Annotated in this window: 10 protein-coding genes; 4 read left to right on the top strand and 6 right to left on the bottom strand. The window is 76.1% G+C overall.

All coding sequences use genetic code 11. The features are described 5' to 3' along the window. Window positions 1-262 precede the first annotated feature (262 nt). A complete protein-coding gene (locus D459_RS0107930) occupies window positions 263-874 on the bottom strand; it encodes a flavin reductase family protein (RefSeq protein ID WP_017592460.1) in 612 nt (203 codons plus the stop codon). Window positions 875-1110: 236 nt separating this feature from the next. Here D459_RS0107930 and D459_RS0107925 point away from each other — a divergent pair, with 236 nt between their 5' ends. Beyond that, the gene (locus tag D459_RS0107925) at window positions 1111-2289 is read left to right on the top strand and encodes a thiolase C-terminal domain-containing protein (RefSeq protein ID WP_017592459.1); all 1179 of its coding nucleotides are present in this window, start codon (window positions 1111-1113) and stop codon (window positions 2287-2289) included. Between the two features lie 165 nt (window positions 2290-2454). Then, window positions 2455-2880, top strand: a complete 426-nt coding sequence (locus tag D459_RS31055) for a Zn-ribbon domain-containing OB-fold protein (protein ID WP_040709535.1) — start codon at window positions 2455-2457, stop codon at window positions 2878-2880. Between the two features lie 121 nt (window positions 2881-3001). Here the strand turns inward: D459_RS31055 and D459_RS0107915 are convergent, their stop codons facing one another. From D459_RS0107915 to D459_RS0107905, 3 genes are all read right to left on the bottom strand, one after another. After that, window positions 3002-4684 (bottom strand): AMP-binding protein, encoded by a 1683-nt coding sequence (locus tag D459_RS0107915; protein ID WP_017592457.1) that lies wholly within the window; start codon window positions 4682-4684, stop codon window positions 3002-3004. A gap of 296 nt (window positions 4685-4980) precedes the next feature. Next, the gene (locus tag D459_RS0107910; RefSeq protein ID WP_017592456.1) at window positions 4981-6096 is read right to left on the bottom strand and encodes a phenylacetate--CoA ligase family protein; all 1116 of its coding nucleotides are present in this window, start codon (window positions 6094-6096) and stop codon (window positions 4981-4983) included. Further along, window positions 6093-7163, bottom strand: coding sequence for an LLM class flavin-dependent oxidoreductase (locus D459_RS0107905; protein WP_017592455.1), 1071 nt, complete (start codon window positions 7161-7163; stop codon window positions 6093-6095). Before D459_RS0107905 ends, D459_RS0107910 begins: the two co-directional genes overlap by 4 nt. A gap of 287 nt (window positions 7164-7450) precedes the next feature. Here D459_RS0107905 and D459_RS0107900 point away from each other — a divergent pair, with 287 nt between their 5' ends. Then, the gene (locus tag D459_RS0107900) at window positions 7451-8974 is read left to right on the top strand and encodes an endonuclease/exonuclease/phosphatase family protein (protein WP_017592454.1); all 1524 of its coding nucleotides are present in this window, start codon (window positions 7451-7453) and stop codon (window positions 8972-8974) included. Window positions 8975-9122: 148 nt separating this feature from the next. After that, entirely contained in the window at window positions 9123-10883 is a 1761-nt protein-coding gene (locus D459_RS0107895; RefSeq protein ID WP_020380090.1) for a proline--tRNA ligase, read from the top strand. 202 nt (window positions 10884-11085) lie between these two features. Here D459_RS0107895 and D459_RS0107890 read toward each other — a convergent pair whose 3' ends face one another. After that, window positions 11086-11613 (bottom strand): ferritin-like domain-containing protein, encoded by a 528-nt coding sequence (locus tag D459_RS0107890; protein WP_017592452.1) that lies wholly within the window; start codon window positions 11611-11613, stop codon window positions 11086-11088. Next, the gene (locus D459_RS0107885; protein WP_017592451.1) at window positions 11610-12185 is read right to left on the bottom strand and encodes a hypothetical protein; all 576 of its coding nucleotides are present in this window, start codon (window positions 12183-12185) and stop codon (window positions 11610-11612) included. The genes D459_RS0107890 and D459_RS0107885 overlap by 4 nt, the downstream gene beginning before the upstream one ends. Window positions 12186-12192 lie beyond the last annotated feature (7 nt).

The following is a 12192-nucleotide window of genomic DNA, read 5'->3' as shown; positions in this document are numbered from 1 at the left end:
CCTCCCGCCCTCTCCCGCGATGATCCGTCCGGCCGGGGCGCCTCCCCGGTCCGCAACCCAAAGGTACGGCCGGCGCGGCCCTGGTCGGACCGGGAACCGGCCGGGCGGCGCAGAGAAGGGCGGGGGGGGGAAGGCGCGGCGCCGCCGGTGTCCGCTTCCGGGGCCGATCCCTCCGCCCGGGCGGCGGAGAGAAGGGGGCGGGGCGCCGCCCGGTCCGGCGCTCCCGGTCCGGCGAGGGCGCGGCCGGCGTGGTGCGCGGGCGTCACCCCCAGGGCAGGTCGCCGTATCCGCCCCGGTAGAAGACGAGCGGGCCGCCGCCGGCGGCCCCGTCGGTGTCCAGGTGGTGCACGCGGGCGACGACGATCAGGTGGTCGCCGGCGGGGTGCTCGGCCTCGACGGAGCATTCGAGCCAGGCCGGCGCGCCGTCCAGGACCGGGGCCCCGGAGGGGGAGGGGAAGTGGCCGAGGCCGGCGAACTTGTCGCCGCCCTTCGAGGCCAGCCGGCGGCAGGCCTCCTCCTGGTCGGCGCCGAGGATGCTGACGGCGAGGCGGCCCGCCCGGCGGAGCGCGGGCCAGCTGGTGCTGGTGTGGGCGACGCAGAAGCCGACCAGCGGCGGGTCCAGCGAGACCGAGGTGAAGGAGTTGGCGGCCAGGCCCGCGGGGCGGCCGGACTCCGGGTCGCGGCCGGTGATGGCGACGACGCCGGTGGGGAAGCGGCCCAGAGCGTCGCGGAACCGGCGCCCGTCGACCGGGGGGCGGGCGGGGGCGGGGCCGCGGGGCGCGGCGGAGCCGTTGGCGCGGTGCTGCGGGGCGGCCTCGGGGGGCGGGGTCTCGACGACGGTGCGGTTCGCGCATCCGGGGTTGCCGGCAGACATGGGCGTCGCCCTTCCTGTGCGGGGCCGAGTTCGTCCGGAGCGGCGGCGGCCGCTTGACCCAAGCGCTTGCTTGGTTCATCACTGTACCCGCTTTTCCGCGCCCCGTCACGGGGGCGGCCCCTTGACACCAAGCAGTTGCTTGGTATTGGGTCGGGGCGAGTCGATCGGCACCCCGGCGCCGCGCCCGCGCCGAGCGGGACGGGCGCGGCGCCGGGCGCGGGAAGGAGGCCGAGGCGGTGGGCGCACCCCTGCGGGACGCGGCGGCCGTGGCCGGCGTCGGATACACCCCGTTCGGCAAGGACTCCGGGGTCAGCACCACCACGCTGGCCTGCGAGGCGATCCTCGCGGCGCTGGACGACGCCGGACTGGGCCCCGAGGACGTCGACGGGATCGCCACCCACCGGGTCGGCGACTCCAGCCCGCCGTGGGTGGTGGCGCCCGCCCTCGGCATCGAGGACCAGGGCTGGTACCTGGACCAGTTCGGCGGCGGCAGCGTCTCGCACGCCGTGCTCGGCCAGGCCGCCATGGCCATCGCCGCCGGCGTCGCCGAGACCGTCGTCTGCTACCGCGCGATCAACGCCCGCTCGGAGTTCCGGATGGGCGGCCAGGGCCGGCCCCCGGCGGGCGCCTTCGACCTGCAGTACCAGGCGCCCTACGGGCTGCTCGCGCCCGCGCAGCACTACGCGCTGCTCGCCCGCGCGCACATGCTGGCCTACGGCACCGCCCACGAGCACCTCGGCGCGGTCGCCGTCGGCCAGCGGGAGAAGGCGGCCGGCAACCCGCGCGCGCTCAAGCGGGCCCCGATCACCATGGAGGACTACCTGGCCTCCCGGTGGATCGCCGAGCCGTTCCGGCTGCTGGACTGCTGCCTGGAGACCGACGGCGCCTGCGCCCTGGTGCTGACCTCCGCCGAACGCGCCCGGGACCTGCGCCGGCCCCCGGTGAACATCACCGCCGCGGCCTGGGGCGGAGGGCACTCCTCCTACTCCGGGGCCGGGGCCGGCGGGATCGGCGCGGACACCACCACCTCGGCCGCCGCCCGGCTGGCGCCGCGGCTGTACGCGATGGCCGGCCTCGGCCCGGCCGACGTCGACGTCGCCGAGCTCTACGACTGCTTCACCTGGACCGTCCTGGTGCAGCTGGAGGACTACGGGTTCTGCGCCAAGGGCGAGGGCGGCCCGTACGCGGCCTCCGGCGCGCTGCGGATCGGCGGGGAGCTCCCGGTCAACACGCACGGCGGCTTCCTCTCCGAGGGGTACGTGCACGGCATCAACCACGCGGCCGAGGCGGTCCAGCAGCTGCGCGGGGATGCGGGCCCGCGCCAGGTCCCCGGTGCCGAGGTCGCGCTCTCCACCGCGCAACCGGGGTACGTGCTGGCCGGAACCTCGGCGCTGCTGCTGACGGCGGCCCGGTGAACGGAGCCCGCGCACCCGGCGCCCCGGCCCGGAGCAGGGCGGGGCGGACGGCCGATGCCCGGCGCCCCGCCGGCGGCGGAGCCGCGGCGGCCGCGCCCGGCGCCCCGGACTCCCCCGGTCCCGCAGGCGGGCGGGGCCGACCTCCGGCAGAAGGGCGAGGAGACCATGACCGAACCGGAACGGCCCCGGCCCGGCGCGGACCGGGACTCCGCCGCCTGGTGGGAACTGGTGCGCGGGCACCGGCTCGCGGTGCAGCGCTGCACCGGCTGCGCGCTGCTCCGCTTCCCCGCGCGGGAGTACTGCCCGGCCTGCCGCTCGCGGTCCTGGGAGTGGCAGGACTCCGCCGGAACCGGGCGGGTCGCCTCCTGGACCGTCACCCACCAGCCGTTCCACCCCGCCTTCGCGGCCGAGGTGCCCTACACGGTGCTCCGCGTCGCCCTGGACGACGGCCCGGGCCTGCACTGCTGGGGCCGCCTGGCCGGCGCCGGCCCCGAGGTGCTCGCCGCGGGCCTGCCCGTCGAAGCGGTGTTCACCGACGCCGGGCCCGGACTGACCCTGGTCGACTGGCGCCCGGCGGCCCCGCGGCGCTGACGGCGCGCCCTGCAACGCCGCCGGGAACCCCCGGGCGATGGTCTTGGCGCTGCGGGCCCGTCAGAGCGCTCTGACGGGCCCGCAGCGCCAAGACCATCGGAGGAGGGGCGCGGGCGCGGCCTCACCCCGCCGGGCTCTCCTCGGCCAGGCGGCGCAGGCGCACCTTGTCGATCTTGCCGTTGGCGTTGGCGGGCAGCGAGTCGGCCAGCACCACCCGGCGGGGCACCTTGTAGTTGGACATGTTCCGCTCGGCCCAGGCGGTGATCTCGGCGGAGGAGGCGCCGGATCCGGGGGCGGGGACGACGAACGCGCAGCCGACCTCGCCCAGGCGAGGGTCGGGCACCGGGACCACCGCGGCCCGCGCGACCGCGGGGTGCCGCAGCAGCAGGGACTCGATCTCGGCGGGGTAGGCGTTGAAGCCGCCGACGATGAACATGTCCTTCTTGCGGTCCACCACCGACAGGTTCCCCTCCTGGTCGAGGACGCCGATGTCGCCGGTGCGCAGCCGGCCGCGGCCGTCGAGGGCCTCGGCGGTGCGCTCCGGGTCGCCCCAGTAGCCGAGCATCACGCCGTGCCCGCCGACCAGGATCTCGCCGCGCTCGCCGGGCGGCAGCGGCGCCCCGTCCTCCCCGGCGATCTCGACGGAGACCCCGGGCATGGCGCGGCCGGTGCTCCCGGCGATGGTCTCCACCGGGTCGCCCGCCCTGGTCATCGAGACCACGGTGCCCTCGATCAGCCCGTAGGCGTTGATCATCCGGCGGACCACCCGCTCGTCGAGGAGGCGGCGGACCAGCTCCGGAGGGACCGAGGCCGCCCCGCAGATGCCGACCCGCAGCGAGGGCGCGGTCCGGCCGGACGCCGCCAGGCCCTCCAGGATCCCCTGGAACATGGTGGGCGGCCCGGCGAGGACGCCGACCCCCTCCTCGGTGATCAGGTCCAGCAGCGCACCGGGGTCGAACACCGGAACCGGCAGCAGCACCGCCGCCCGCATCACCCCCGCCAGCAGCCCCGCGTTGACCCCGAACCCGTGCGAGAACGGCGCGATCACCGGGTAGCGGTCGCCTTCGCCCAGCGTCACCACCTCGGCCCAGTCCCAGTAGCCGCGGAGCAGCTGGCCGTGCGGGATCATCACGCCCTTGGGCGCGCCGGTCGTCCCGGAGGTCGCCAGGATCTCGGCCAGGTCGCCCGGGCCCACCGCCAGCGCGCGCTCCTCGGCCGTACCGGCGGGGACCCGCTCGCCCTCGGCCAGGAACGCCTCGAAGGCGCAGGTCCCGGCGCGCTCCGCCGCGGGGTCGCCCGGCCCGGCGTCGAGCAGCACCGCCCGGTCGAGGGCGGGCAGCCCGGCGAACGGGCGCCCGCCCGCCGGCGGCCCCTCGGCCTCTTCGATCAGCCGCACGAACGAGGTGTCCAGGAAGTGCTCGGTGCAGAGCAGCAGCCGGGCCCCGGTGCGGCGCAGCAGGTCGGCGGCCTCCAGGCCCTTGAACCGGGTGGAGAGCGGGACGAGGACCGCCCCGGCGTCCCACACCCCGAAGGCGGCGGCCGCCCACTGCGGGGTGTTCGGGCCGAGCAGGGCGACCCGGTCGCCGGGCCGCACCCCGGCGGCGATCAGCGCGCGTGCGGTCCGCCGCGCCCGCTCGGCGAGGCCGGCCGCGGTGGTCCGCTCGGAGCCGGAGGCGAGCAGTACCGCCTCGGGCCGGGACCGGGCCCGGTCCCGGAGCATGCGGGGGATGGACGTCCACCCGGGCGGCAGGGGCGCGAACCCGGGCTCGGCACCGGCGGAGGGGCGGGGGCTGCTCTGCTGCATCGCGGATCCTCTCTGCGGGCCGAACCCGCACGGAAGGGGGGAACCGAGGAGGAGGCGGAAGAAGAGGCGCCAGGGGAGGGGAGGCAGGGAGGACAGGGAGGACAGGGAGGACGCGCCGGCCGGTCGCCGGGAACGCGGCGGAGGCCCGGCGCGGAGGGCCCGCCGGAGCCGAGCGGTCCGGGGAGCGGTGCCGGCCCCGGCCGGGCCGGACGGCCACCGGCGGAACCCGGGCGGCCCCTCCTTCCGCGAGCGGGAGGCCGGGGCGGGGCCGCGTCACCGTGCTGTCGGGAGGGTGCTCACAGGGCGCCGCGGTCGCGGCCCAGGTGGTGGCCGCGTTCGTCGGCGAGCGAGCCGGACGCGGGGCCGGGCGGCAGGTCCGGGTCGGCGGGGCCGGTGACCACGCCGATGTGGACCGGGGCGGCGGCGAGCAGGGCCTGCTCGATCCGCTTGGTCCACATCGGGTTGCCCACCAGGGACTCCCGGGTGAAGGAGACGTGCAGGGCGGCGGTGTCCAAGGTGCCCGGGCGCGACACCCTCAGCTCCCAGGAGCCGATGCCGTCGATCGGCGCCAGCGCCCGCTCCAGCCGGGGCAGCGAGAGCCAACGCCCCCGGACCAGCACCCTGTCGCCCACGGTGTGCCCGGGGACCGGGACCAGGTCGGCGCCCTCGGCCACCGCGGCGGCGAAGCCGGTGCGCACCGCGGCCCCTGCCAGCGCCGAATGCCACAGCGGCCGGGTGACCAGCTCGGCGGTGCCCGCCGGATAGGGGGCCCGCAGCAGCTCGTCCTCGGCCGGCGGGGCCGCCTCCACCAGGCCCGGCCGCGGCTGGTGCAGCCCGCCGCCGGCGCCGTCCCGGCAGGCCACCGGCACCTGGAGCAGCGGGTCGACGAACAGGTCGGCGACCTCGGCGTCGAACTCCGCGGCCAGCTGCCGGCGGACGTGCTCCCCGGTGATCTCCCCGGCCAGCAGGATCCGGCGCAGCCCCAGGTCGAGCGGGTCGACCAGGAACTCCGCGTGCATCCGGGCCAGCAGGTCCAGCACACCGGTTGGGGTGGCCACCAGCACCGTGGCGGCCAGCGACTCCAGCGCCCGGTGCAGCCGCATCCGCCCGCGCGGCCCCAGCGAGGCGGCCGAGGCGCCCGCGGCGGCCGCCGCCTCCGCCACCAGCGCGCCGGTCTGCTCGCCGTCGCCGTTGAGGGCGACGGCCACCCGGTCGCCGGGGCCGACGCCGGCCCGGGCCAGCACCGCGGCGCCCACCTCCACCGCGGCGGCGCGGTCGGCGGCGGTCAGCGGGACGGCGGTCTCCGCGTCCGGCGAGACCAGCAGTACCTCCCCCGGCCCCCCGCCCCCGGTGGCCGGGGCGGGGAAGGGGGCGTCGGCGCGGATCCACGCCGGTTCCGGCACCCGGCTCATTCGGGGACCACCTCCTGCTTGAAGAGCTTGATCGAGTTGCACACGTGCTCATGGGCGAGCCCGCCGACCTGGGCCTGGAGCAGCAGGTCGGTGGCGCCCGCCGCGCGGATCCGCTCGACCGCGGCGCGCGAGCCCGCCACGTCGTCGATGACCACCATGTGGTGCCGGCCCAGCACCTCCAGCGCCTCCTCCGGGGGCATGCCGGCGGCCAGCTGGCCCAGCACCCTGTGGGTGGCGTGCCGGGCGTCGTAGTAGTCCGGCGGGGTGACCAGGTTGACCTGGCGGCGGATGTACCAGAGCACCGCGTCGGAGGCGGTCTGCACCGCCTCGTCCCGGGTGGGCGCCACGTGCCAGGGGATCATCAGCGCGACCCGGCGGGTGTCCGGGTCGAAGCCGTGCTCGGCCAGGGTCCGCTTGTAGGCGGCGATGTCCTCGGCGACGTCGTCCAGCCCCTTGAGCATGGTCATGCCGAGCAGGTTGTGGCCGCGGCGGGCCGCCGCCAGGTACCCCTCCAGGCTGGTGGAGGCCACCCAGACCGGGGGGTGCGGCTCCTGGGTCGGGCGGGGGTAGACCGAGACGCCGGGCACCTGGAAGTAGGGGCTGTCGATGGTGACCGGGGCGCCGTCGGCCCGCCAGATCTCCAGCACCGCCTCCAGCGACTCCTCCCAGATCCGCCGGGACTGCTCGAAGGGGCGCTGGAAGGCCTGGTACTCCAGCGGGGAGGCGCCGCGGCCGGTGCCGAACTCGACCCGGCCGCCGGAGAGCACGTCCAGGGTGGCCACCCGCTCCGCCGTGCGGATCGGCGGCTGGAAGGGCAGCAGCACCACGCCCAGGCCGAGCCGGAGGCGGCGGGTGCGCTGGGAGATCGCGGCGAGGACCAGGTCGGGGGCGGAGGAGTGCGAGAAGCCCCGGGTGAAGTGGTGCTCCACGAACCAGGCGGCCTCGTAGCCGAGTTCGTCGGCCAGTTCGGCCTGGGCCAGCACGTTGTCGAAGGCGCGCCGCTCGACCTCGCGGGTGCGGCCCCGGACCTCGACTTCGTACCCCAGGCTGACTCGTAGGGACGGCATGGCGCCTCCGGTATTCGACGGTGACGAGCAACCAAGCGAACGCTTGGTAGCGTATCAGTGCGGTACCGGACCGACAACGAATCCGGAGCCCGCCGCAGCCGGGCAGGCCGCCGATGTTTACCCGGACCCGCCCCGCTCGCAGCCCGGACACCCGGCCCCGCCCGCCCCGCCCGCCTTCTTCGCCCAACCGTTACCGGGGGTTCCACCCCCGGGAGCCGTGCCATCGTCATGCGCCGTCAGCGTGTGCGGGACGCGCACCGCGATGAGCAACGGCACTGGAGGAAGCAATGCGAGGCAGGTGGAGGCGGGCCCTGGCGGCCGCCGCGGCCGCCGCCGTCGTCCTGGCCGGGGCGGCCGCCCCGGCGCAGGCCGAACCGGCGGGCACCCTGGCCCTGGCCGGCCCGGTGGCCCAGGGCGGGGCCGCGAAGTTCGGGTACAGCACCCCCGACCCGCACGACACCAACTGGATCGGCGTCTACCCCCAGGGCGAGGGGCCGGTCGACGAGGAGTACACCGAACCCTCCCTGGCCTGGTCCTACGCGCCCGAGGCGGAAGGGGAGGCCGAGGTGGACACCGCCGCGCTGCGCGCCGGCGACTACACCGCCTACCTCCTGGCCCGGGACGGCTACGAGTGGCTGGCCGAACCGGTCGACTTCACCGTCACCGACGACCGCCCGGTCGCCTTCCCCGTCGACGAGATCACCCTGCGCAACGGGCGCAAGGGCGACGCCTACCAGGCCTCCGTCGGCGGACTCGCCTCCGGCGGCGGAGAACCGGAGTTCCGCAAGGTCTCCGGGCCGAAGTGGGCCGAGGTGGCCGCGGACGGCACCGTCACCGGCACGCCGAAGGGCAACCCCGGGCGGGGCGCCGAGATCGTGGTGGAAGCGGTCGGCGACGACGGCTCCACCGACCGGATCACCGCCGTCGTCCCGGTCCGCAAGAAGAAGGAGCCGCTGGTCGGCGAGCTCGACGTGATGAGCTACAACACCTGGCACGCCGGCACCCGGGTCAACGGGTACCACGAGAAGCAGCTCCGCTACCTCGCGGAGAGCGGCGCCGACATCGTCGGCCTGCAGGAGACCCAGGGCGAGGCGGCCGAGCGGCTGGCAGACGCGCTCGGCTGGTACCACTGGCAGTCCCCCGGCAGCCTCGGCGTGATCAGCAAGTACCCGATCACCGAGGAGCGCGGCGAGGTCAACGCCTCGGGCAGCGTCAAGATCGCGCTGGACGGAGAGGACTCCGAGGTCGCGCTCTGGAACGTCCACCTCGGCTACACCCCCTACGGCCCCTACGACGCCTGCGACGCGGGCATGCCGGTGGACCGCATCCTGGAGCGCGAGGCCGAGTCCGGCCGCACCCCGCAGATCGAGGACACCGTCGCCGCGATGGAGGCGGACCTCGCCGCCGCCGGCGACGTCCCGGTGCTGCTGCTCGGCGACTTCAACTCCCCCTCCCACCTGGACTGGACCGAGGCCAACCGGGAGAAGAACTGCGGCTACGCCGACGTGCCCTGGCCCGCCTCCACGGTGCCCGCCGACGCCGGCCTGACCGACTCCTTCCGCGAGGCCCACCCCGACCCGGTGGCCGAGCCCGGCATCACCTGGTCCCCGCTGTTCCCCCGGCGGGACGGCGCCACCGGGGTGGAGGAGCCCCAGGACCGGATCGACTTCGTCTACTACGCCGGGGACCTGGAGGTCAGCGGCTCCGAGACGCTGGTCGCCGGAGACCCGCAGGTCTACCCCGACCACGCCGACAACGAGTGGACATCCGACCACGCGGCGGTGATGACCGCCTTCGCGCTGGACGGCTGATCCCGGCCGCGGAGCGGGCGGCTCCGGGAGCGCATCCGCCGCCCCGGGGCCGCCCCCCGTCCGGCTGCGGGCGGCACGGCGGAGCGCTAGCCTGGAACCCCTCTGACCACCAGGCTTGCCCTGACGCATCACCAACCGAGGAGTGGCCGTGCTGCTGCGGATGTCGACCCTGTTCCTGCGCACCCTGCGCGAGGACCCAGCGGACGCAGAGGTGCCGAGCCACAAGCTGCTGGTCCGCGGCGGCTACGTGCGCCGCGCCGCCCCCGGCGTCTACAGCTGGCTGCCGCTCGGCAAGCTGGTCCTGGAGAACGTCGCCGGTGTCGTCCGCGAGGAGATGAACCGGATCGGCGGCCAGGAGGTGCTGCTGCCCGCGCTGCTGCCCCGCGAGTACTACGAGGCCAGCAACCGGTGGACCGAGTACGGCGACACCCTGTTCCGGCTCACCGACCGCAAGGGCGCCGACTACCTGCTCGCCCCCACCCACGAAGAGGTCTTCACCCTCCTGGTCAAGGGCGAGTACTCCTCCTACAAGGACTTCCCGGTCATCCTCTACCAGATCCAGGAGAAGTTCCGGGACGAGGCCCGCCCGCGGGCCGGCGTGCTGCGCGGCCGCGAGTTCCACATGAAGGACTCCTACTCCTTCGACATCGACGACGAGGGCCTGGAGTGCTCCTACGCCCGGCACCGCGACGCCTACGTCCGCATCTTCGACCGGCTCGGCCTGCGCTACGTGATCGTCTCGGCCACCTCCGGCGCGATGGGCGGCTCGGCCTCCGAGGAGTTCCTCGCCGAGACCCCCAACGGCGAGGACACCTTCGTCCGCAGCACCGAATCGGACTACGCCGCCAACGTCGAGGCGGTCAAGACCCCCGCGCCGCCCGCGCGGCCGATCGAGGGCCTGCCCGAGGCGGCCGTGCACCACACCCCGGACACCCCCACCATCGAGACCCTGGTCGACCACCTCAACGGGGCCGGCCTGGGCCGCACCTTCACCGCCGCCGACACCCTGAAGAACGTCCTGGTCAAGGTCAGGCAGCCGGGTGAGGAGGAGTGGGAGGTCATCGGCATCGGCGTGCCCGGCGACCGCGAGGTCGACGTGAAGCGGCTGGAGGCCGCCCTGGAGCCGGCCGAGGTCGCCCTGCTCGAAGAGGCCGACTTCGCCGCCCGCCCCTACCTGGTCAAGGGCTACGTCGGCCCGGCCGCGCTGCAGGGCAACAAGCTCGCCTACTACGCCGACCCGCGCATCGTGGCCGGCACCGCCTGGGTCACCGGCGCGGACAAGGCCGACCACCACGTGGTGGACCTGGTCTGCGGCCGCGACTTCACCCCGGACGGCGTCCTCGACGTCGCCGACGTGCGGGACGGCGACCCCTCGCCGGACGGGCGGGGCACCCTCTACACCGCGCGCGGCATCGAGATCGGCCACGTCTTCCAGCTGGGCCGCAAGTACGCCGACGCCTTCGAGGTGGACGCGCTCGGCCCGGACGGCAAGCCCAAGCGGATCACCATGGGCTCCTACGGCATCGGGGTGTCCCGCGTGGTCGCCTCCATCGTCGAGCAGTCCCACGACGGCAAGGGCATCGTCTGGCCGCGCGCCGTGGCCCCCGCCGACGTGCACGTGGTCGCCACCGGCAAGGGCGAGCAGATCGAGGTCGCGCTGCGCCTGGCCGAGGAGCTGGAGGCCAAGGGCGTCCGGGTCCTGGTCGACGACCGCAAGGGCGTCTCCCCGGGCGTGAAGTTCACCGACGCGGAGCTGCTCGGCGTCCCCACCGCCCTCATCGTCGGCAAGGGCCTGGCCGACGGCGTCCTGGAGCTCCGCGACCGCCGCACCGGCGACCGCGAGGAGGTCTCCCTGGACTCCGCCGTCACCAAGGTCGCCGCCATCGTCGAGGCCGACAAGAAGGACTGACGCGACGGCTTGGAGGGCGCTCCGCCGCACCTGCGGGGGAGCGCCCTCCGCCGTAGAATCGGTGCGGCTCCCGGCCGGTCGCGGGAAGATGACGCCCGTTGTTTCCCCAGGTCATTCGCTCTGAGTCCCGCGCACGCGGGAATGGACCGCCACCGGCACCCCGCACCCTGTGGCCGGCCGCCTGAGTCCCGCGCACGCGGGGTCAGTCGCCCTCCTTCTCCTCTGCTGCGGTGGGGGAGGGCGAGGGCGCCGCCTTCTCCGGGTAGCCCGGGAAGGCCGGGAGGTCGCCGCCCCATTCCAGGGAGCGGGCGACGGCGGCCTGGAGGGCGTTCGCGGCGAGTTCGCGGAGGGTTCCGCTGCCGGAGGCGGCGCCGGCCAGTTGGAGGGCGCTCTGCGCGGCGGTCTCCTCCAGGGAGCGGGCGTGGCGGCGCAGCTCGTCGGGGTCGTCCGAGTCGGGGAGCGGGTAGGCGGCCTCGGTCGGGGCCGGGTCGGCCTTGCGGGCGACCAGCTCCTCGCGGAAGGTGTCCCGCTGGGCCCGGTGGGCGTCCATGAACCGGCCGGCCCGGTCGCGGTCGCCGCCCTCGGAGCGGGCGCCGATGTAGGTGTAGCCGTAGACGGCGGCGTGCGCGGCGCGCAGCGCGTCCTGCAGGGCGGAGACCTCGCCCGGCCCCTCGTCGGCCGAGGCCGACGGGGAGGACCCGGACGGGGAGCGGGGCGGTGGCGCTGTCACGAGGCCTCCTCGGCGAGCAGGTGGGCATGGCCGATCTCGCAGGCGCCGACCGAGGCGAGCAGCTGGGCCAGCGCCGGCTCCAGCACCTGGGCGCACTCGCGGGCGCGGTCCACCGCGGCGGCCTCCTCAAGGCTCTGCAGGTCCGCGGTGGACGGGGGCTCCTCGGGGACCGGTTCGGGGGAGGGCGACGGGCCGCCGCCCCCGCCTCGCCCCGCGCCCCCGTCCGCGCCCTCGGCGGCGGCGGAGTCCTCGGGCAGCCGGCCGCGGAGCGCGGCCAGGTGCTCCTCGTGGTGGGCCAGGAAGGACTCCAGCAGCTCGGCGGGGCCGTCGCCGGCCCCGACCGCGGCGCGGTACCGGGCCACGAGCCGCTCCTTGGCGGTGATGGCGCCGTGCAGGATCCGCTCGTCCTGGCCGACCTCGCTGGGGTACCAGCGGACGCCGCAGCCGGCCGCGCCCGCGGCCGCCGCCGCGGCGAGGGCCCCGAGCAGTGCGGCGCGCCGGGTGACCGCGGTGCCGCCGGAGCGGGAGCCTGCGCGGCGGGAGGGGCCGTCCCCTTCGACCGACTCGCCCAACCTCGTC

The organism is Nocardiopsis potens DSM 45234 (assembly GCF_000341105.1).
GTDB classification, from domain to species: domain Bacteria; phylum Actinomycetota; class Actinomycetes; order Streptosporangiales; family Streptosporangiaceae; genus Nocardiopsis_A; species Nocardiopsis_A potens.
The sequence above is the reverse complement of the archived record's forward strand: the minus strand, read 5'-3'. Positions and strand labels throughout refer to the sequence as shown.